Raw genomic sequence first — 19,944 nt, 5'->3', positions numbered from 1 at the left:
ACAGGGTCAGCCCCGCGGTCTCCACGGTCGCCGTGCCGTCCGAACTGCCAACCACAAGCGCACCGCCCGAGATCGCCCCCGACAGCGTCGAATCGCCCAGCAACAGGTCAACCGTACCGGTCCCCGTGATCGCCACATCATTGGCCAGCGATACCGTGTCCAGCGCCAACACCGTCCCGTCCGACATCGACAACGACCCAGCACCCAGCGCCGTGTCGCTCCCCGCACGAACCGTCCCCGCAGACAACAACGTCCCGCCCGCGTACATGTTCTCGCCATTCAAAACCAACGTGCCAGAACCTGTCTTCGTCAAACCATTCGCACCGGCGACGACGTTGTTGATGGTCGCCGTCGCATCGGTCGCGACGAGAATTTCATTCGGCCCTGCGCCGGCAAGGTTCAGCGTGTCCCCGGACAGTTCATAGCCATCAACCTCGAAATTGAGGCCTTCGACGCTCTTGGCGCCGTCAACCTGGACGGCACCGCCTTCGGTGGCGAACACAGCGGTGGCACCGGCCGGCGCCCAGGCGAGGTTGAAGGTGCCGTCCGAATTGGTCCAGTTGACGTCGGCGTCGGTCCAGGTGCCGGCGCCGCCGGTGATGATGCCGTCGGCGGCCGTGCCGGCGCCGTCCCAATAATAGAGGCCGGCATAGGAAACGAGCAGGTTGACCTGGCCCAGCACCGTCGTGTCGATCGCGTAGCTGACACCGGTGGGGGGCGCGAGCAGGCCGGCGCCGAGGTCGACGCCGAGATTGGTAAGGCCGCCGCCATAGTTGATAAGGCGATAGGCACCGACGCCGGTGTTGAACCCGGCCGTCGAGGTGACGTTCAGTGTACCGTCGAGAACCAGCCCGCCGCCGACCTCGATCAAATCATTATCGGTCCCGCCGATCAGCCCGATCGGGCCGAGATCGAAATTGAGCTGGGTGCCGCCGACAAGGGCCAGGCTGCCGACCGAGAGCGTGCCGATTTCACCGGCGGCCGCGCCCGGCGCAATCGCCGCGCTGCCGACCCCGGTAACGAGGCCCGAGACGGTGCCGTCACCGGACAGCAGGCTGCCGGCCGACAGCAGCAGGGCGCCCTGGACACCGCCGAGCACATTCAGCTCGCCCGCCGAGACGGTGAGCAGACCGACGCCGTTGGTGGCATTCTCGAGCGTCAGCCGACCGCCGCCCTGCTTGAGGCCGGTGAGGCCGGACAGCGAGCCCTGCAGAACGACATCATTGCCGTTGGTGTTGACGCGGACCAGCAGCGCGGCACCGATGTTGTTGGTGACCGTCGTCGAATCGTCGAAACGCAGGAGACCGAGGGCGGTCATGGACACATCGCCGGTGCCGAGCGCCGCGCCCTGGGTGACCGCCACGGTGCCGGCGCTGATGGTCAGGCCGCCACTGAAGCTGCTGTTGCCCGACAGGGTCAAAGTGGTGCCCGTGCCCAGCTTCTCGACAGAGACGGTGCCGGCGCCGTCTTCGATCGAACCCGAGAAGGTGCTGGCGGCCGAGTTGCGGAAGCGCAGCGTGGCGTTGCCGGCGTTCGAATTGGTGACCGTACCGGCGCCGCCGAGATTGGTGACGTTGGCGGTGAAGCCCGCGAGATCGAGCGAGGCGCCCGCGTCGATGGTCGTGGAGGCGGTGGTGCCGGTGTTGTAGAACAGGAAGTTCGTCGCGGAGGTGGCATTGTTGTACTGCAGGGTGCCGCCCTCGATGACGACGCGCGGGCCGGTGCCGGCGCCCGCCGCGGTGGTGACGCTGCCGGCGCCGATGGCGACCGTGCCGCTATTGTCCGCCGAGCCGATGCGGAGAATCGAATTGGGGGCCCGCTGATAGGTGGTGGGGGTCAGCAGCAGCGTGGTGCCGGCGGCCGCGCCGATCCGCGAATCGGAGCCGGCCAGAAGGCCCAGCTGCGGCGGCGACAGGGTGACGTCACCGGTCCCCAGCAGGCTGCCGCCATTCATGACGATGTTGCCGTTGTGGACAGCGCCGCCCGACACTTCAAGCACGCCGCCGGACAGCGTGGTGACACCGGTGACGGTGCCGAGGTTGGCGAAGACGCCGCCGACGACGCCAAGCGTGCCGTTGATGGTGCCGTTGTTGGTCCCGATCTCGGGGCTCGAATAAAGGAGGTCGCCGATGATCGAACCGGTGGCGGCGATTTCCAGCGCGCCCGGCTCGGCGACGGTGACGCCGTTGGTCGCGGTCAGCGCGCCATTGATCGTCAGGATACCACCGACGACGACGGCGGTGTTGACGGTGAGCGCATCGCCGAGCGCCAGAACGGGCTGGTTGGCGAGGGCGCCGTTGAAGAACACCACATCGCCATTGGCCGGGTTGGTGTTGCCGACATAGTTGGTGGCGACCGTGACATCGACGCTGGTCGCGCCGGTCCAGAGCTGGGCCTGGGCGGGGGCCAGGGCGGTGCCCGCCAGCAGCGCGGCGGCGACCGAAAGGCCGGAAACACGGAGTGCACGGACGGACGCGGCGCGAGTCGCCACGGACGGACGATGAGAAGTTTTGATCATTGAAGGCCCCCAGGAAACGAGATGCTTGCGTAAACATACGCTATATCGACAAAAAGAGTGAATAAAGTGCGACCAAACCAGCTGTAAACTATGTTTTTGATGGATAATGTTCATCCACAATCGTGAATTGTATAAATTCGACACGCCAAAGCCGGTGCGCACGGCGGGCGTGCGCGAGATGACCGAGTTGACCGGACAGAGGGGGCATGGCAGTCGGTGCCGCGCGGGTGCGAATCCGCGGGTGTAGCTCAATGGCAGAGCAGAAGCTTCCCAAGCTTACGACGAGGGTTCGATTCCCTTCACCCGCTCCACCGCAGGCCGATTCGGCTCAGCTCGCCTCGCCCTCGATCGCCTCCATGTCGGCATCCGACAGGCCGAAGTGATGGCCGACCTCATGGACCAGGACATGGGTGACCAGCGCCTCCAGACTGTCCTCGCCCTGACACCATTCGGCGAGCAGCGGCTGCTGGTACAGGAAAATCATGTCCGGCATCGCGCCGGTGGGCTCGTCGCCCTTCATGCCGACATGGCGGCCCCAGTAGAGGCCGAGCAGATCCCATTCACTTTCGAGCCCCATTTCGGCGATTACATCGGCATCCGGGAAGGGCTCGACGCGCAGGACGACGCTGGCAAGATGGCGGCGGAACACCGCCGGCAGCCGCGCCATGGCGGCGCGGGCGATTCGCTCGATGGCGTCAATGTCGGGAGCCATGGTATCGGTCATCGCCCGAACCTAGGGAAACTCCGGGCGGCTGGCGAGGGCAAGACGATGGTGAAGAAGCTGGACGATGCCGAGATCGACGCCGCGCTGGCGACGCTGCCGGAGTGGACGCGGCACGGCGATGGCATCGAACGGACCTGGCGCTTCGCCGATTTCGTCGGCGCCTTCGGCTTCATGACCCGGGTGGCGCTGCTGGCCGAGAAGGCCGATCATCACCCCGAATGGTCGAACGTCTGGAACAAGGTCCATGTCCGGCTGACGACGCATGAGGCGGGCGGGCTGACGGTGCGAGATTTCGCCCTCGCCCGCGCCATCGACGCGCTGTGAGGGCGCGGGTGCGGCCTCAGCTATTGTCTTCGACGGGCGCGTCGGGGCCGTTCTTCCTGAACGAGTCGATGGCATTCTGGGCCGAGGTCTTCGACTTATAGCCTTCGGTCGAGAACATGACCTCATTGTTGAACTTGAAGCGGACGCGGAACTCGCCAGCCTTATCCTTGTAGATTTCGAACTTGTGCGCCACGTCATGCCTCCCCAGGTTGTGGAGGAACAATTTCGCCCGCTGCTTAGCATTCTGTCAACAGCCGATGAACGGGCGCGACCGGGGTGCTTCAGCTGGGATTTTGGGGCAGGCTGGCGGCGCGGGCGTGGCGGGCGACCTGGGCCTCGCGCAGCGCCAGATAGATGGTGGAAAGCAGGATCAGCGCGCCGCCGAGCAGGGTGAAGACATCGTAGCGTTCCGAAAACAGGGTGATGCCGGCAAGGGTGACCAGTCCGAAGCGGACGAAATCGAAGGGCAGCAGCATCGAGGCTTCGGCGAGCGAGAAGGCGCGGGTCAATGCCAGCTGGCCGAGCGCGGCGGCGGCGCCGATGCCGATCAGCAGCGGCCAGACATGAAGCGCCGGCCAGCGCCAGACGAACAGCGCGAGGAAGAAGCTCGGCACCAGGTTGAAGATGAACGACCAGACGGCGACGGCGCGGCTGTCATCGGTGCCGACCAGATGGCGGATGGCGATGACGGCGAAGGCGGTGGCGAGCGCCGAGACCAGCGCCGCCAGCACGCCGGGCGTCAGCGGCATCTGGCCAGGGCGGACGACGATCAGCATGCCGATGAAGCCCACGGCCAGGCCGAGGACGCGGCGGGCGCGGATTCGCTCGCCGAGGAAGAGCACGGCGCCGACGGTGGCGAACAGCGGGGCGGTGTAGTTGATCGAGAGCGCGATGGTGAGCGGGGCGTTGGCGACAGCGAAGAAAGTGCCCATGGTGGCGATGAAGCCCGAGGTGCCGCGCGCGGCATGGAGCTTCCAGCGGCGCCAGACAATCAGCCCGGGATTGGCGAGGATCATGGGCACCAGCACGAGCAGGCCGATAAGGTTGCGGAAGAACACCACCTCGAGGCTGTGCAGCGACGCGGAGGCGTAGCGGATCATCACCCACATCGACGAGAAGGCGATGCAGGCAAAGACCATCATCATCACGCCGCGGACGGCGGGGGTGATCCGGGAGGTGGGGGGGGCGGACACGCCGCCGGGGTTAGCCGCCGTGGCCGACGAGGGAAAGGGTCAACCGTCGAGCTGGCGGGTGAGCAGCACCACATCGGCATCGAGCTCGCGGTCGAGGGCGCGCAGTTCCTCGATGCGCTTGACGGCGTGCATGACGGTGGTGTGATCGCGGCCGCCGAAGCGCCGGCCGATCTCGGGGAGCGAGCGCGGGGTCAGCTTCTTGGCGAGATACATGGCGACCTGGCGCGGACGGGCGACCTCGCGGGCGCGGCGGGCACAGAGCAGGTCCGACAGCTTGAGGCGGTAATGCTCGGCGACCTTGCGCTGGATATCGTCGATGCTGAGCTTGCGCTCATGGGCGCGCAGCAGATCGGCGAGGGTGGCGCGGGCGAATTCGAGCGTGACCGGCTGATTGACCAGGCTGGCATAGGCGGCGACGCGGTTGAGCGCACCTTCGAGCTCGCGGACATTGGCGGTGATCCGGCGGGCAAGGAACTCGATGACGTCATCGGGGACCGCGACCGCATTGGGCAGGGCGGCGACCTTGGCGTGAAGGATGTTGAGGCGCAGCTCGTAATCGGCCGGGTTGATGTCGGCGACCAGGCCCCAGGCCATGCGGCTGAGGATGCGCTCCTGGATGCCCTCCAGGTTCTGCGGGCTGCGGTCGGCGGAGAGCACCAGCCGCTTCCCCGAGCTGATGATCTCGTTCATCGTGTGGAAGAATTCTTCCTGCGTCGATTCCTTGCCGGCGATGAACTGGACGTCATCGACCATCAGCAGGTCGGCCGAACGCAGCCGCTGCTTGAACGCGATCGAATCCTTGGCGCGCAGCGCGGCGAGAAACTCGATCATGAACTTCTCGGCCGACATGTAGATGATATGGGCATGCGGCATCCGCGCCTGCAGGGCGTTGCCGATGGCGTGCATCAGATGGGTCTTGCCGAGCCCGGTGGTGCTGTGGAGGAACAGCGGGTTGAAGCCCGGGGTGCCGGTGGCTGCGACGGCGAGCGCGGCGTTGTAGGCCAACTCGTTCGACTTGCCGACGACGAAATTCTCGAAACTGTAGCGGCTCTCGATCGGCAGGCTCAGCGCCATCTCCGTGTCCGGCACGATATCGGCGCTATTGGCGGCGATGCCGACGACCGGGGCACCGCCGGCCTGGACGGTGACGATGACATGCCGGCTGCCGGGCCGGCGCTGGGCCCAGAGCTGGCGCAGGCGCTCGGCGAAATGGGTGTTGACCCAATCGGCCAGGAAGGCCGAGGGCGCCGCGAGGTGCACATCGGCGCCTTCGCAGCGCAGGAAGGCGAGCGGCGCCAGCCAGGTCTCGAAATTGCGGGCACCCGATTCGGAGCGAAGCGCGGCGCGAACCTGCTCCCAGAGCAGCCGGTCCTCGGCTGTGGCCGCGGCGGGTTCCGCACCGGGCAGGCGGCCATGGGCCATGGCAGGAGCAGTCGCGGTGGGCTTGTGTGGCGGGACCGATGACGAAAATGCCGAACTTGCCACTGCTGACTGCCCTTCCCCTGACAAGGTTGACCCTTGTCATGACCTGGGGACCTTCGCCCCCGTTTCCAGCGCCTGCGCCATGCGATGCCGGGCGTCGGATTCCGGCCACGAGAACAGGCAAAGCCTCTCCTCGCGCCGCGAAGGCGACGTCAAAAACACACTGGTCAGGCAATCAACCCATGACCGCAATTGCGGCAGACGCGGGCTGTTCCGAGGGCTGAATTAAGCCGCGCGGGGCGGCTGCGGCAAGGGCCAGAATTGCGTTCAGGCGCAATAAAGCGCCTTGACACGGAGTTCGGCGAATTTGCCACGGCCTGTAATCAAGTGGCTGATTTTTCGTGACATCGGTGTGACGCCTTGATGACAGAGGGGTCAACGACGCCGGCCAAGGCACTGTATTGTCGTCTTTTTCCAGATTACCGTCGAAAGCCGATTCGGCGACGATGAAACCTGCCTGTCATTTCCGTTGCCGCTGCCGGACCGCGCCGACAGCGGAAAAAGCCGGCCCGCAGCGCGCAGCGGACACCCGACTCGCTCAGTCGGCGATTCGTCCGGACAATGAAAAACGGCGCCGGACGAGAAGTCCGACGCCGCCTGATAATGAGTGTGAAGAAAGCCTCAGGCCTGGGCCAGCGCCTTCACCTTTTTGGCGAGCCGCGAGATCTTCCGGGAGATGGTGTTCTTGTGGAACACGCCCTTGGCGACGCCGCGCATCATTTCGGGCTGGGCTGCGGCCAGCGCCGCCGCGGCTTCGGAAGCGTCACCGGCGACGATGGTCGATTCGGCCTTTTTGACGAAAGTGCGGATGCGGCTGACACGCGCCTTGTTGATGGCGGCACGACGATCGTTCCTGCGAATGCGCTTTTCAGCCTGGGGCGTGTTGGCCATGAATGATCCTGATAATGGAAGAACGCGGGTTCAATATGGTTTGCGGCGCAAGCAAGGCCTGCCCCGGAAGGTGGGCGGCATAGACCGGGGGCCGGGGCGGGTCAAGATCAAGTTGCAAGGCGCCTCCGGCGGCCGGGGCCTCGGCCCCGGACCCCATTTAGGGGGCCGGTCCCTATTCTTGGGGTCTGGAGCCTGAGGCCCCAGCCGCCGGAGGCTATTTCTGGCACCGCTCGCAATGGAAGGTCGACCGGCCCGACTGGACGGTGCGGGTAATCGGCCGGGTGCAGGCCGGGCAGGGCTGGCCCTCGCGGCCATAGACCTCGAAGCCGGCCTGGAAATAGCCGAGCGTGCCGTCCGGGGCGGCGTGATCGCGCAGCGACGAGCCGCCGGCGGCGATGGCTTCCTCCAGCACCAGGGGAATGGCGGCAGCGAGGGCGGCGAGGCGCGGGCGGGAGACGGCGCCGCCGGCGCGGCGGGGATCGATGCGGGCGCGGAACAGCGCCTCGCAGACATAGATGTTGCCGAGCCCGGCGATCAGCCGCTGATCGAGCAGCAGCGCCTTGGCCGGGGCGGCGCGGCCGGCGAAGGCGCGGGCGAGCATGGCGGCGTTGAAATCGGTGCCGAGCGGCTCCGGGCCGAGACCGGCGAGCAGCGGGTGGGTGGCGATCTGACCGGTCGGGGTGAGATCGAGCGAGCCGAAGCGGCGGGGATCGTTGAAGGCGACGCGGCGGCCGGCGTCGGTCTCGAACAGCACATGATCGTGCTTAAGGATTTCGATGGGATCGAGGCGCATGCGGCCCGACATGCCGAGGTGGAGGATGAGGGTGTCGCCGCGATCGGTGTCGACCAGCCCGTATTTGGCTCGGCGATGGACGGCGGTGACGCGGGCGCCGGTCAGCCGCTGGCCGAGATCCTCGGGAAAGGGGCGGCGCAGGCCGTCGCGGTTGAGCTGGACGCGGGCGAAGCGCTGGCCGAGCCAGGCGGGGGTGAGGCCGCGCATGACGGTCTCGACTTCGGGAAGCTCGGGCATGGTGGTTCTCTGGGTTGGGGGGCAGCCTTATGCCGCGTTTGCGCGCGCGCCAAGGGCGGGCTAACAGGCCGGCAGGTGCGCAGGAGATGCAGGTGGAACGCGAGACGGTCAGTTTCGGCTACGAACAGGTGGCGCCCGAAGAAAAGACGCGGCGCGTCGGCGCGGTATTCGCCTCGGTGGCGAAGCGCTACGACATCATGAACGACCTGATGTCGGCGGGCGCGCACCGGCTGTGGAAGAACGACTTCGTGGCCACGATCAACCCGCGGCCGGGCGAGCAGATTCTCGACATGGCCGGCGGCACCGGCGACATCGCCTTCCGGATGGCGCGGCGCGGCGCCGATGTGACGGTCGCCGACATCAACCCGGCGATGCTGGAAGTGGGGATGGAACGCGCCGCCGAGCAGGGGCTGACCAGCCTGGTGTGGCGCGAGGAAAATGCCGAGGTGCTGACGCTGCCCGACCGCAGCTTCGACGCCTATACGATTGCCTTCGGCATCCGGAATGTCACCGACATACCGGCGGCGCTGCGCGAGGCGCACCGGGTGCTGCGCTTCGGCGGGCGCTTCTTCTGCCTGGAATTCAGCACGACGACCTGGCCGGGCTTTGCCGAGCTCTATGATCTCTATTCGGAGAAGCTGGTGCCCCGGATCGGCCAGGCGGTGGCTGGCGACGGCGATTCCTATCGCTATCTGATCGAATCGATCCGGCGGTTTCCGCCGATGCCGGAATTCGCCGCGATGATCGGCGAGGCCGGCTTCTCGCGCGTGCATTACCGGCCGATCCTTGGCGGCGCCGTGGCGGTTCATAGCGGCTGGAAGGTCTGATCCGGCCGATGATGGCGCTGGTCCATCTCTGGCGAATGCTGGTCTGGGGGCGGCGGCTGGCCGGGCACGGGGCGCTGCGGCCGTTCGAGAGCGTGCGGGCGCCGATGGCGCTGCGGGTGATTGCCCGGATCGCGCGGATTGGCACCGGAGCGCCGCTGGTACCGGACTTTGCCGGCGGGCTGACCGCCGTGGGTCCGGCGGCGATCAAGTTCGGCCAGGCGCTGGCAACACGGCCCGACCTGATCGGCACCGAGGCGGCGCTGGACCTTGTGCGTCTGCAGGACCAAGTGCCGCCGCTGCCGTTCGCGGCGATCGAACGATCGCTCGACGAAGCGCTGGGGGCGCCGTGGCAAACGAAGTTCCAGTCGATCGACCCGGAGCCGGTGGGCGCGGCCTCGATGGCGCAGGTGCACCGGGGTGTGACCAGCGAAGGCCGGGCGGTGGCGATCAAGCTGCTGCGGCCCGGGATCGAGGCCGATCTGGCGCGGGCGATCAGTACCTATGAATGGGCGGCGGCGCAGCTGGAGCGGCTGGGCGGCGAATTCGCCCGGCTGCGGCCGCGCGCGGTGATCGCCACCTTCCGGACCTGGACCGAGACCGAGCTTGATCTCAGGCGCGAGGCGGCGTCGGCTTCAGAGCTGGGCGAGGCGCTGCTGGGGACGCCGGACTTTCTGGTGCCGGGAATCGACTGGGAGCGCTCGGCGCGGCGCGTGCTGGTGATCGACTGGATCGACGGCATCAAGCTCAACGACCGCGAGCGGCTCGACGGGATCGAATTCGACCGGCGGCATCTGGCGTCGGTGCTGGTCGACGGCTTTCTGGCGCAGGCGATCGGTCAGGGTTTTTTTCATGCCGATCTACACCAGGGCAATCTGTTCGTGATCCCGCCGGCCAATGGTCAGGGCGCGCGGCTGGCGGTGGTCGACTTCGGGATCATGGGCCGGATGAACCGGCGGGCGCGGAAATATCTGGCGGAGATATTGTTCGGACTGATCACCGGCAATTACAAGCGGGTGGCGGAGATCCACTTCGAGGCCGGCTATGTGCCGGCGCATCATAATGTCGATGCCTTTGCCACCGCGCTGCGCTCGGTGGGCGAGCCGATCCGGGGCAAGCGGGCGCGCGACATTGCCATCACCGATCTGCTGGAGGGGCTGTTCGCGATCACCCGCAGCTTCGACATGCCGGTTCAGCCGCACCTACTGCTGCTGCAGAAGACGATGGTGATGGTCGAGGGCGTGGCGCTGACCATCGATCCGACGGTCAACATGTGGGAGATGGCCGAGCCCTATGTGCGCGAATGGGTGCGCGACGAGCTCGGCCCCGAGGCGCAGATCGCCGACCGGCTGGCCGAAACCGTGCATGCGCTGAACCAGCTGCCGCGCATCTTCCGGCAATGGGTCGATGCGCATCCGATTCCCGAGGCGGCGCCGCCGGGACCAGCGTTGCCGGTGATCGTCACCCGCAGCGGCTGGTCGACCGGCTGGCTGCTGCTGGTGCTCGGGCTGGGGGTAGGACTGGGCCACTGGCTGTCCTGAAACAGGTCTGATCACAAAAAATTAATAGATCTTTCAGTTTTGATCACGCATTAACAAAATGGAAGTGCGTGGACGGGACGATGCAGATAAGGGTCTTGAAGGCGGAACGGCGCGCTGAGCTGTTTCCGCAATTGTCGGCGATCGTGCGCGAAGCGATCGAAGACGGTGCCAGCACCTGCTTCCTCGAGACGTGTACCGCAGACGATATGGACCGGTTTTGGCACGCCCAGTCCGACGCGGTGGCCGCGGGCCGGCTGGCCGTGCTGGCGGCGGTGGAAGGCGGCGAGATCATCGGCACCGTCTCGATCGGGCTGGAGACGACGCCGAACCAGGCGCACCGGGCGACGGTGACGATGCTGATCGTGCGGCGCGACCATCAGCAGCATGGGGTCGGCGCAGCCCTGCTGGCGATGGCCGAGGCGGAGGCCACCAAGCGCGGGCGCTGGCTGCTGACCTGCGAAATGGTGAGCGGCAGCACGGCGGCTCGGCTGTTCGAACGCGCCGGCTGGGACAAGATCGGCGATGTGCCGGCGATGTCGATGATGCCGCACGGCGGGCTGGCGCCGGGCAGCCTCTACTTCAAGCGGCTGTAGCGCGCGCTATTTCAACCGCCTGCCGGCCGGGCTAAGGAAGACCGGTGCACGGCAAGACCATTCTCCTGATCGTCGGCGGCGGCATTGCTGCCTACAAGGCCCTCGACCTGCTGCGCGAACTGCGCCGGGCCGGCGCCCGCGTACTGCCGGTGCTGACCGAGGGGGGCAGCCGCTTCGTAACGCCGCTGAGCCTGTCGGCGCTGGCCGAGGCGCCGGTGCGGACCTCGCTGTGGACACTCGAAGACGAGGCGACGATGGGCCATATCGCGCTGTCCCGCGCCGCAGACCTGATCCTGGTCTGCCCGGCCACCGCCGACCTGATGGCGCGCGCCGCTGCGGGACTTGCCGACGATCTGGCGACGACGCTGCTGTTGGCGACCGACACGCCGGTGATGATGGCGCCGGCGATGAACGTGCGGATGTGGGAGCATGCGGCGACACGGGCCAATGCGGCGACGCTGGTGGCGCGCGGCGTGACGATCGTGCCGCCCGAGGTGGGGGCGATGGCCTGCGGCGAGACCGGGCCGGGGCGGCTGCCCGAACTGCCAGCGCTGATGGCGGCGGTGGCCGCGCATTTCGGCGAGAAGAAATTGGCGGGACGGCATGCGATCGTCACCGCCGGGCCGACGCATGAGGCGATCGATCCGGTCCGTTACATCGCCAATCGTTCGTCCGGCAAGCAGGGTTTCGCCGTGGCCGGGGCGCTGGCGGCGCTGGGCGCGCGGGTGAGTTTGATTGCAGGGCCTGTAACGCTGGCGACGCCGGCCGGGGTCGAGCGGATCGATGTGGAAAGCGCGCGCGACATGGCGGCGGCAGTGGAAGCGGCGCTGCCGGCCGATATCGCGGTGATGGTGGCCGCCGTCGCCGACTGGCGGGTGGAAGCGGCGGCGACCAAGATCAAGAAGGGCAGCGGCATGCCGGTGCTGCGGCTGGAGGAGAACCCCGATATCCTCGCTGGACTGGCGCAGCATCCGCTGCGGCCCGGGCGGCTGATCGGCTTTGCCGCCGAGACCGGCGATCTGCTGGCCAAGGCGGCGGCCAAGCGCGTGGCGAAGGGCTGCGACTGGCTGGTGGCGAATGATGTGAGCGACGGCGTGTTCGGCAGCGAGGACAATCATGTCCATCTGCTGACCGGCGCGGGCAGCGAGGACTGGGGGAAGGCGAGCAAGGCCGCCATCGCCCGGCGGCTGGCGATGAGGATTGCCGATGACATCTGAGATTTCTGTGGCCGTGCAGCGGCTGCCGCATGGCGCCGACCTGCCGCTGCCGCATTATGCCAGCGCCGGGGCGGCGGGGATGGATGTGGTGGCGGCAATCGACGCGCCGCTGACGCTGGCGCCGGGCGCGCGCGCTGCCGTGCCGACCGGGCTGGCGATGGCGATTCCGGACGGCTTCGAGGTTCAGGTACGGCCGCGCTCGGGGCTGGCGCTGAAGCGGGGGCTGACCGTGGCCAATGCGCCGGGGACGATCGACAGCGACTATCGCGGCGAGCTGAAGGTGCTGCTGGTCAACCTCGGCAGCGAACCGGTGCTGATCGAGCGCGGGATGCGGATCGCGCAGCTGGTGGTAGCGCCGGTGGTGCGGGCGCGGCTGAAGATTGTGGACAGCCTGGATGCGACCGTGCGGGGCGGCGGCGGCTTCGGCTCGACAGGCGTGTGAATTCGCGCGTGACCCGGCTGGAAGATGCCGAGCTGGAGCGCTATGCGCGCCAGCTGATCCTGCGCGAGCTGGGCGGCGCCGGGCAGCGCAAGCTGAAGCAGGCACGGGTGGCGCTGGTCGGCATGGGCGGGCTCGGCTGCCCGGCGGCGCTTTATCTGGCGGCGGCCGGGGTCGGCCAACTGACGTTGATCGATGATGATATTGTCAGCCTCGACAATCTCCAGCGGCAGATCCTTTATACAACCGCCGATATCGGCCAGCCAAAGGTGACGGCGGCGGCGGCGCGGCTGGCGGCGCTCAACCCGCATGTCGACCTGGTGCCGGTGCAGGCGCGGCTCGATGCCGATACGGCGCCGGCGCTGCTCGACGGGCAGGATCTGGTGCTCGACGGCTCGGACAGTTTTTCGACGCGGCTGGCGGTCAACAGAGCGGCGATTGCGGCCGGGGTGCCGCTGGTAGCCGGCAGCATCGGCGCCTTCGACGGCCAGCTCGGGGTATTCAAGGGGCATGCGCCGCCCCTGCCCTGCTATCAGTGCCTGGTCGGCCCGGCGGTGGACCGGCCGGGGACGAGCTGCGCCGATGTCGGCGTGCTCGGGCCGACGGCCGGGATCATCGGCAGCCTGATGGCGCTGGAGGCGCTTCGCGAACTGGCCGCCTTCGGGGACAGCCAGGCGGGCACGCTGATGATCTTCGACGGGCTGGCCGGCCGGCAGCGGCGGGTGCGGCTGCCGCGCGACCCCGGCTGCGCGGCGTGCGGCCATCACAGCGCCGCAATTGCTTCCTAGAGGCGCCGGCGTGTCGCGTTCCCCCCATCGCTCTTCCCGACCTGCGCCGGGCCGCAAGACCCGCGAGCGCGGGCCGTTGGGGCGCTTGGCCGTCGGCATGGCACAGGCCGGGCTGGTGCTCACCCTGCTGGCGCTGATCGTGCTGACCGTGGCGGTGGCGGTCAGCTGGTCCGGGCTGCCCGACTATACGACGCTCAAACGCTCGCCCAACGGCCAGTCGATCGAACTGCGCGATACCGATAGCCAGCTGCTCGCCAGCATCGGCCCCAGCTACGGCGAGTGGCTACCCTATTCGCGGATCCCCGCCACCATGCGCAACGCGATGATCGCGGTGGAGGACCGGCGGTTCGACTGGCATCCGGGCATCGACCCGATCGGCATCGCCCGCTCGGCCTATGTCAACTGGCAGGCCGGGGCGAATGTGCAGGGTGGCTCGACGATCACCCAGCAGCTGGCGCGCAACCTCTTCCTGACCTCCAAGAAGACCTTCGGACGCAAGGGCCGCGAAGTGGTGCTGGCGCTGGCGCTTGAGCGCAAGTTCAGCAAGGAGGCAATCCTCGAGCTGTACCTGAACCGGGTCTATTTCGGCGGCGGCGCCTATGGGATCGATGCCGCCTCGCGGCGCTTCTTCGGCCATCCGGCGACGCAGCTGAGCATCGAGGAGGCGGCGATCATCGCCGGGCTGGTCAAGGCGCCCTCCCGCTATGCGCCCTCGGCCGATCCGGAAGCGGCGCGGCGCCGGGCGGCTACGGTGATCACCCGCATGGTCGATGCCGGCAGCGTCACCCCGGCGCAGGCCGCCGCCGCCGATCCGGCCGCCGTGCGCTTCACCGTCTCGGACCGCAAGGCCGGCTCCCGTTATTTCACCGACTGGGTGCTGACCCAGCTCGACACGCTGATCGACGAGACGCCCGAGCCGATCCAGGTGCAGACCACGCTCGACGCCGGCGCTCAGCGCGCCGCCGAGGCCGCGATCGCCGCCGAGACGCCGGCCGGCGCCCAGGGCGCACTCGTCGCCATGGCGCATGACGGGGCGGTCAAGGCAATGGTCGGCGGGCGGGACTATGTCCGCTCCAACTACAACCGCGCCGTCACTGCCCGCCGTCAGCCGGGATCGGCGTTCAAGCTGTTCGTCTATCTCGCCGCGCTCGAGGCCGGGATGACACCGGAGGACGCTGTCGAAGACAAGCCGATCACCATCGGCCGCTGGTCGCCGCGCAACTCCAACGGCCGCTATCTCGGCGCGATGACACTGCGCGCCGCCTTCGCCCAGTCGGTCAACACCGTCGCCGCCGATATCGGCAACCGCGTCGGCTTCGATGCGGTGGCGGAAATGGCCCGGCGGATGGGGATCAGCACGCGCGTCGACCGCCAGCCGGCGATGGTGCTCGGCACCTCCGACGTGACGCTGATCGACATGACCCAGGCCTATGCCACCGTCGCCAACCAGGGCACCGAGGCGCGGCCCTATGGCATTACCCGCATCACCACCGCCGACGGCGCCGTGCTCTATGAACGCGATGAGCCGCCCCGGCGCGTTGTCGTCGCGCCCTTTGTGGCGGCGCGGATGACCGACCTGCTCCAGGCCGCCGTGGAGACCGGCACCGGCCGCGCCGCACAGATCGGCCGGCCGCTTGCCGGCAAGACCGGGACTACCTCCTCCAACAAGGACGGCTGGTTCCTCGGCTTCACCCCGTCGCTCACCGCCGGGGTGTGGATGGGCCGCGACGACGCCCGCGCCATCCCCGGGCTCGCCGGCGGCCGGGCCCCTGCCCGCGCCTTCGCCGCCTTCATGGCCAAGGCCGTCGGCGGCACCCCGCCCGAACCGCTGACCACCAGCCTCGCCAGCGAACTCGACCCCTATTTCGTCGAGCCCGATAACGAAGCCTATGGAATCACCGAAGGCGACAGCGAAACCTACCCGAGCGAGGACATCCAGCAACCGGTCGAGTCGGCGCCGCCGCGACTGGATGATGCATGGCTGGATGAAACGTTGAACGGGCCGCGGTGAGGGGCCTCCGGCGGTAAGAGAAGTGCCTCCGGTGGTAAGAGGTGCCTCCGGCGGCTGGGGCCGTAGGCCCCAGACCCCGATAATCCGGCCTTTGCATGGCGACGGCCGACGGTCCTGCGGGATGAACTCAATGATTGGGGTCGGGGGCCTGCGGCCCCAGCCGCCGGAGGCATCTTGCTACCGCCGGAGGCACTTACCCTCCCGCCGGAGACTCCCTCCCCTGCGCCAGTGCCCACCCCGCCGCTTCGGCGATGACCGGATCCGGGTCGGCGAGCAGGGCGGTGAGCGCGGGGGCGAGAGCGGGGTCGGCGGCGTTGCCGGCGGCGATGGCGGCGTTGCGGACCATGCGGCCGCGGCCGATGCGCTTGATGGGGGAGCCGGCGAAGACGGTGCGGAAGCTTTCGTCATCGAGGGCGAGCAGGTCGGCGAGCCGGGGGGCGACGAGTTCGGCGCGGGGCTGGAGCGGGCCGTCCTGGCCCTTGAAGTCGGCGGCGGCCTGGGCGAAGCGGTTCCAGGGGCAAGCGGCGAGGCAATCGTCGCATCCGTAGATGCGGTTGCCGATGGCGCGGCGGAATTCGACCGGGATCGGGCCTTTGTGCTCGATGGTGAGGTAGGAGATGCAGCGGCGGGCATCGAGTTGGCCGGGCGCCGGGAAGGCGTTGGTCGGGCACGCGTCGAGGCAGCGGCGGCAGGAGCCGCAGCGCGGTTGCGGTTGCGGCGGCAGGGCGAGATCGAGCGTGGTGTAGATGGCGCCCAGGAACAGCCAGCTGCCATGGCTGCGGCTGACGAGATTGGTATGCTTGCCCTGCCAGCCAAGGCCGGCGGCGGCGGCGAGCGGCTTTTCCATGACCGGCGCGGTGTCGACGAAGACCTTGAGATCGGCATGAGGGGCTTCGGCGACGAGCCAGCGGGCGAGGGCCTTGAGGCGCTTCTTGATGATGTCGTGATAATCCTGGCCGAGCGCGTAGACCGAGATGGCGCCGTGGCGGGGATGGTCGGCAAGGCGCAGCGGGTCGACGACGGGGGCGTAGCTGGTGCCGAGCATGATCACCGAGCGGACCTCGGGCCAGAGGCCGGCGGGACTGCCGCGCCGCGCCTCGGTTTCGGCCATCCATAGCATGTCGCCGTGGCGGCCGGCGTCGAGCCAGGCGCGCAGCCGGGCGGCGGCTTCCGGCGCGGCGTCGGCCGGGGCGATGCCGAGGCTGGCGAAGCCGAGCGCGGCGGCTTCCCGCTGCAGCCCTGCGACCAGCGTCATGTCGGCAGCCGGTCCAGCCAGTCGGCGATCAGCGCGGTAACGCGGGCCTCGGGATCGCCCCAGAACAGCCAGTGGCCGACGCCCGACAGCGCGTGATAATCGACCGGGCCGGCGAGCATGCGGGCGGTGGCGCGCGAGATGGCGGGGGGCGTGATGCGGTCTTCCTCGCCGATGACGATCAGAGCGGGCCTGGAAAGGCGACGGCCGTCGACGCGGGTGGCGCCGGTTTTGGACAGGCCCGGCAACACCATTTCGGCAAGGACACGGCCCGAATCCCAGACATGGGCGGCGATTTCCGCGGCAGCGACGGACTCGGGCACCTCATTGTAGATGCCCCAGCGGGCGGCAGAAGGGGCAATGCGCGTGGGCTCCTCCCACCAGCCCCAGCGGGCGATGGTGCTGGCCATGGTGCGCAGCGGCGCGATGGCGAACGTCTGGGTGTCGGCCGTGGCGCCGGTGGCGAGCAGGATGAGGCCGGCGTGGGGCAATCTTGAGGCAAGGATCTGCGCCAGCATGCCGCCCATCGAATGGCCGATCAGCACCGGCGGGGTGCCGAGCCGGGCGATGCCGCCGGCCAGCGCCTGGACATAGTCCTCGATGGTGATGCGGCCGAGCTCGAGCGGCGGCGGCAGCGAGGGATCACGGTCGTGGAAGGGCAGCGCCGGGGCGTGCGTCTCCCAGCCGCGCGCCTCCAGCGCGGCGCGGACGCGGGCGAAGGCGGCCGGCGTCGACCACATGCCGTGGATGAAGACGAGCGGTGGCTTCTGGCCGCCGCTGCCGGTCATCACATGACGACCCCGGTGGAGGCGAGCACCGCGGTGGTGACGATATCGCCGGCGGATGCGGTCATCGGCACGATCTGCACCGGCCGCTCCATGTTGACGAGGAACGGGCCGAGCACGCGGGCACCGCCGATCTCCTTCAGCAGCTTGGACGAGATGTTGGCGGCATGGAGGCCGGGCATGATCAGCACATTGGCCGGGCCGGACAGGCGCGAGAACGGATAGAGTGCGCGCAGCGACGGGTTGAGCGCGACATCGGCCGAGATCTCACCTTCATATTCGAAGCCGACGCGGCGCTCGTCGAGCAGCGCCACGGCCTCGCGAATATGGCTGACGATGGTGCCGGGCGGGTTGCCGAAATTCGAGTAGCTGAGGAGCGCGACGCGCGGCTCCTGCCCGAGCCGGCGGGCGACGGCGGCGGTCTCCTCGGCGATGGTGGCGAGCTGCTCGGCGTCCGGGCGTTCGGTCACCGTGGTGTCGGCGATGAAGATCGTCTCCGACTTGCCGACGACGAGGTGGACGCCGAACGGCCGGTGGTCGGCCAGAGGATCGAGCACCAGCCGGACCTGGCGGAAGGTAGTGGCGAAATTGCGGGTGACGCCGGTGAGCATCAGGTCGCCGACGCCGAGCTCCAGCAGCAGGCTGCCGAAGACGTTGCGCTCATGGTTGACCATTCGCTGGACGTCGCGGCGGAGATAGCCGCGGCGCTGGAGCCGGGTATAGAGCATCTCGACCATCTGCGGGACGAGCGGGCTCATCGCGCTGTTGTGGATCTCGAAGCTGTCGATATCGGTGACGCCGATGCGGGCCAGCCCCTCGCGGATCGGCGCCTCGCGGCCGACCAGCACCGGCTCGCCGTAGCCGGCGTTGCGGTAGGTTACGGCGGCGCGCAGCACCACTTCCTGCTCGCCCTCGGCGAAGATGGCGCGGCGCGGACGGGCCTGGGCGGCCTCCACGGCGCCGGCCAGCACCGAGGTGGTCGGGTTGAGGCGGGCGCGCAGCTGCTGGCGATAGGCGGCCTCATCGAAGAATGGCTTGCGGGCGACGCCCGAGGCCATGGCGGCCTTGGCGACGGCGATCGGCACCTGTTCGATCAGACGGGGATCGAAGGGGGTGGGGATGATATAGTCGCGGCCGAAGGTGCGGGCCTTGCCGCCGTAAGCGGCGGCGACTTCATCGGGCACCTGCTGGCGGGCGAGATCGGCCAGCGCATTGGCGGCGGCCAGCTTCATCTCCTCGTTGATGCAGGTGGCGCGGACATCGAGCGCGCCGCGGAACAGATAGGGGAAGCAGAGGACGTTGTTGACCTGGTTGGGATAGTCCGACCGGCCGGTGGCGACGATGGCATCCGAGCGGACGCTGGCGACCTCCTCGGGGGTCACCTCGGGATCGGGGTTGGCCATGGCGAAGATGATCGGCTGCGGGGCCATGCTGGCGACCATGGCGGCGCTGACTGCACCCTTCTGGCTGAGGCCGAGGAAGATGTCGGCGCCGCGCATCGCGTCTTCGAGCGTGCGGTCCTCGGTGATGGCGGCATGGGCGGACTTCCACTGGTTCATGCCCTCGGTACGGCCCTGGTAGATGACGCCCTTGGTGTCGCACATCAGCACATTCTTGACGCCATAGGCCTTGATCAGCTCGGTGCAGGCGATGGCGGCGGCGCCGGCCCCGTTGACGACGAGCTTGACGTCCTCGGCCTTGCGGCCGGTGAGGAACATGGCGTTGATGACGCCGGCGGCGGCGACGATGGCGGTGCCGTGCTGGTCATCGTGGAAGACCGGGATGTTCATCCGCTCCTTGAGCGTGGTCTCGATGATGAAGCATTCGGGGGCTTTGATGTCCTCGAGGTTGATGCCGCCGAAGCTGGGCTCCATGATCTCGATGGCCGCAATGAGCTTGTCGACATCCTCGCTGGCCAGCTCGATATCGATCGAATCGATGTCGGCGAAGCGCTTGAACAGGACGGCCTTGCCTTCCATCACCGGCTTGGAGGCGAGCGCGCCAAGGTTGCCGAGGCCGAGGATGGCGGTGCCGTTGGAGATGACGGCGACGAGATTGCCCTTGATCGTGTAATCATAGGCGGCATCGGGATCGGCGGCGATGGCGCGAACCGGGGCGGCGACGCCGGGCGAATAGGCAAGGCTCAGGTCACGCTGGGTCGCCATCGGCTTCGAGGCGATGATGTCGAGCTTCCCCGGCCGGCCGCGGCTGTGGAACAGAAGCGCCTCGCGGTCACCGAAATCATCACCCGTCTTGTCCTTGGCCATCCGGCACCTCCCGCTGATCGCGACCCTGATACGGGCAGCAGGCCTCTACGCCAAGGGCCGAGGGC

The 19,944-nt window shown here is 68.3% G+C and carries 18 protein-coding genes and 1 tRNA gene; 9 read left to right on the top strand and 10 right to left on the bottom strand.

Annotated features, from left to right (window positions below):
• Positions 1–2,518, bottom strand: a 2,518-nt coding sequence (locus ACTIFJ_RS05740; RefSeq protein WP_439533136.1) for a beta strand repeat-containing protein, incomplete at its 3' end; no start/stop codon positions are given.
• A 237-nt stretch (positions 2,519–2,755) separates the two neighbouring features.
• Between ACTIFJ_RS05740 and ACTIFJ_RS05735 the strand changes: the two genes are divergently transcribed.
• Positions 2,756–2,829: transfer RNA gene (locus ACTIFJ_RS05735), tRNA-Gly, on the top strand.
• Between the two features lie 17 nt (positions 2,830–2,846).
• Here ACTIFJ_RS05735 and ACTIFJ_RS05730 read toward each other — a convergent pair.
• Positions 2,847–3,242, bottom strand: coding sequence for a metallopeptidase family protein (locus ACTIFJ_RS05730; RefSeq protein WP_439533135.1), 396 nt, complete (start codon positions 3,240–3,242; stop codon positions 2,847–2,849).
• Positions 3,243–3,287: 45 nt separating this feature from the next.
• On the opposite strand from ACTIFJ_RS05730, the gene ACTIFJ_RS05725 reads away from it, so the two are divergent.
• Positions 3,288–3,566 carry a 4a-hydroxytetrahydrobiopterin dehydratase gene (locus ACTIFJ_RS05725; RefSeq protein ID WP_439533134.1) on the top strand — a complete coding sequence of 93 codons (279 nt, stop codon included), beginning with the start codon at positions 3,288–3,290 and terminating at the stop codon, positions 3,564–3,566.
• 16 nt (positions 3,567–3,582) lie between these two features.
• Here ACTIFJ_RS05725 and ACTIFJ_RS05720 read toward each other — a convergent pair whose 3' ends face one another.
• The 5 genes from ACTIFJ_RS05720 to mutM all read right to left on the bottom strand — a co-directional run bounded on the left by ACTIFJ_RS05720 (position 3,583) and on the right by mutM (position 8,162).
• On the bottom strand, positions 3,583–3,759 hold the full coding sequence (locus ACTIFJ_RS05720) for a YegP family protein (RefSeq protein ID WP_439533133.1): 177 nt from the start codon (positions 3,757–3,759) through the stop codon (positions 3,583–3,585).
• 88 nt (positions 3,760–3,847) lie between these two features.
• A complete protein-coding gene (locus ACTIFJ_RS05715; protein WP_439533132.1) occupies positions 3,848–4,759 on the bottom strand; it encodes a DMT family transporter in 912 nt (303 codons plus the stop codon).
• Positions 4,760–4,798: 39 nt separating this feature from the next.
• Complete coding sequence (gene dnaA / locus ACTIFJ_RS05710; protein ID WP_439533131.1) at positions 4,799–6,181, bottom strand: chromosomal replication initiator protein DnaA; 1,383 nt, start codon at positions 6,179–6,181, stop codon at positions 4,799–4,801.
• Between the two features lie 681 nt (positions 6,182–6,862).
• On the bottom strand, positions 6,863–7,132 hold the full coding sequence (rpsT, locus tag ACTIFJ_RS05705; RefSeq protein ID WP_439533130.1) for a 30S ribosomal protein S20: 270 nt from the start codon (positions 7,130–7,132) through the stop codon (positions 6,863–6,865).
• Between the two features lie 214 nt (positions 7,133–7,346).
• Positions 7,347–8,162, bottom strand: a complete 816-nt coding sequence (gene mutM / locus ACTIFJ_RS05700; RefSeq protein WP_439533129.1) for a bifunctional DNA-formamidopyrimidine glycosylase/DNA-(apurinic or apyrimidinic site) lyase — start codon at positions 8,160–8,162, stop codon at positions 7,347–7,349.
• A gap of 86 nt (positions 8,163–8,248) precedes the next feature.
• Between mutM and ACTIFJ_RS05695 the strand changes: the two genes are divergently transcribed.
• The 7 genes from ACTIFJ_RS05695 (at position 8,249) to ACTIFJ_RS05665 (ending at position 15,575) form a co-directional block, all read left to right on the top strand.
• Positions 8,249–8,989 (top strand): class I SAM-dependent methyltransferase, encoded by a 741-nt coding sequence (locus ACTIFJ_RS05695; protein ID WP_439533128.1) that lies wholly within the window; start codon positions 8,249–8,251, stop codon positions 8,987–8,989.
• Positions 8,990–8,997: 8 nt separating this feature from the next.
• Positions 8,998–10,527 carry an AarF/UbiB family protein gene (locus ACTIFJ_RS05690; RefSeq protein WP_439533127.1) on the top strand — a complete coding sequence of 510 codons (1,530 nt, stop codon included), beginning with the start codon at positions 8,998–9,000 and terminating at the stop codon, positions 10,525–10,527.
• Between the two features lie 80 nt (positions 10,528–10,607).
• A complete protein-coding gene (locus ACTIFJ_RS05685; protein WP_439533126.1) occupies positions 10,608–11,120 on the top strand; it encodes a GNAT family N-acetyltransferase in 513 nt (170 codons plus the stop codon).
• A gap of 44 nt (positions 11,121–11,164) precedes the next feature.
• A complete protein-coding gene (coaBC, locus tag ACTIFJ_RS05680) occupies positions 11,165–12,337 on the top strand; it encodes a bifunctional phosphopantothenoylcysteine decarboxylase/phosphopantothenate--cysteine ligase CoaBC (protein WP_439533125.1) in 1,173 nt (390 codons plus the stop codon).
• A complete protein-coding gene (gene dut, locus ACTIFJ_RS05675) occupies positions 12,327–12,779 on the top strand; it encodes a dUTP diphosphatase (RefSeq protein WP_439533124.1) in 453 nt (150 codons plus the stop codon). Before coaBC ends, dut begins: the two co-directional genes overlap by 11 nt.
• 8 nt (positions 12,780–12,787) lie before the next feature.
• Positions 12,788–13,564: a HesA/MoeB/ThiF family protein gene (locus ACTIFJ_RS05670; RefSeq protein WP_439533123.1), complete on the top strand. Its 777-nt coding sequence runs from the start codon at positions 12,788–12,790 to the stop codon at positions 13,562–13,564.
• A 10-nt stretch (positions 13,565–13,574) separates the two neighbouring features.
• Complete coding sequence (locus ACTIFJ_RS05665; RefSeq protein ID WP_439533122.1) at positions 13,575–15,575, top strand: transglycosylase domain-containing protein; 2,001 nt, start codon at positions 13,575–13,577, stop codon at positions 15,573–15,575.
• Positions 15,576–15,768: 193 nt separating this feature from the next.
• Here ACTIFJ_RS05665 and queG read toward each other — a convergent pair whose 3' ends face one another.
• From queG to ACTIFJ_RS05650, 3 genes are read right to left on the bottom strand one after another with little or no spacing between them, the layout of a single operon-like run.
• Positions 15,769–16,830, bottom strand: coding sequence for a tRNA epoxyqueuosine(34) reductase QueG (gene queG / locus ACTIFJ_RS05660; RefSeq protein ID WP_439533121.1), 1,062 nt, complete (start codon positions 16,828–16,830; stop codon positions 15,769–15,771).
• Positions 16,827–17,615 carry an alpha/beta fold hydrolase gene (locus tag ACTIFJ_RS05655; protein ID WP_439533120.1) on the bottom strand — a complete coding sequence of 263 codons (789 nt, stop codon included), beginning with the start codon at positions 17,613–17,615 and terminating at the stop codon, positions 16,827–16,829. The genes queG and ACTIFJ_RS05655 overlap by 4 nt, the downstream gene beginning before the upstream one ends.
• Positions 17,615–19,879 (bottom strand): NADP-dependent malic enzyme, encoded by a 2,265-nt coding sequence (locus tag ACTIFJ_RS05650; RefSeq protein ID WP_439533119.1) that lies wholly within the window; start codon positions 19,877–19,879, stop codon positions 17,615–17,617. Before ACTIFJ_RS05650 ends, ACTIFJ_RS05655 begins: the two co-directional genes overlap by 1 nt.
• Between the last annotated feature and the right edge of the window lie 65 nt (positions 19,880–19,944).

It is taken from the genome of Polymorphobacter sp. (assembly GCF_051860865.1).
Classification (GTDB): Bacteria; Pseudomonadota; Alphaproteobacteria; order Sphingomonadales; family Sphingomonadaceae; genus Sandarakinorhabdus.
Note: the sequence above shows the minus strand (reverse complement) of the source record. Positions and strands in the feature narration are given on the sequence as shown.

Excerpts from the sequence above, each read along its gene's own strand:
- rpsT (WP_439533130.1), bottom strand. The coding sequence starts at position 7,132 with ATGGCCAACACGCCCCAGGCTGAAAAGCGCATTCGCAGGAACGATCGT.
- ACTIFJ_RS05730 (WP_439533135.1), bottom strand. The coding sequence starts at position 3,242 with ATGACCGATACCATGGCTCCCGACATTGACGCCATCGAGCGAATCGCC.
- ACTIFJ_RS05685 (WP_439533126.1), top strand. The coding sequence starts at position 10,608 with ATGCAGATAAGGGTCTTGAAGGCGGAACGGCGCGCTGAGCTGTTTCCG.
- ACTIFJ_RS05695 (WP_439533128.1), top strand. The coding sequence starts at position 8,249 with ATGCAGGTGGAACGCGAGACGGTCAGTTTCGGCTACGAACAGGTGGCG.
- dut (WP_439533124.1), top strand. The coding sequence starts at position 12,327 with ATGACATCTGAGATTTCTGTGGCCGTGCAGCGGCTGCCGCATGGCGCC.
- mutM (WP_439533129.1), bottom strand. The coding sequence starts at position 8,162 with ATGCCCGAGCTTCCCGAAGTCGAGACCGTCATGCGCGGCCTCACCCCC.
- ACTIFJ_RS05655 (WP_439533120.1), bottom strand. The coding sequence starts at position 17,615 with ATGACCGGCAGCGGCGGCCAGAAGCCACCGCTCGTCTTCATCCACGGC.
- ACTIFJ_RS05690 (WP_439533127.1), top strand. The coding sequence starts at position 8,998 with ATGATGGCGCTGGTCCATCTCTGGCGAATGCTGGTCTGGGGGCGGCGG.
- ACTIFJ_RS05650 (WP_439533119.1), bottom strand. The coding sequence starts at position 19,879 with ATGGCCAAGGACAAGACGGGTGATGATTTCGGTGACCGCGAGGCGCTT.
- queG (WP_439533121.1), bottom strand. The coding sequence starts at position 16,830 with ATGACGCTGGTCGCAGGGCTGCAGCGGGAAGCCGCCGCGCTCGGCTTC.
- dnaA (WP_439533131.1), bottom strand. The coding sequence starts at position 6,181 with ATGGCCCATGGCCGCCTGCCCGGTGCGGAACCCGCCGCGGCCACAGCC.
- ACTIFJ_RS05725 (WP_439533134.1), top strand. The coding sequence starts at position 3,288 with ATGGTGAAGAAGCTGGACGATGCCGAGATCGACGCCGCGCTGGCGACG.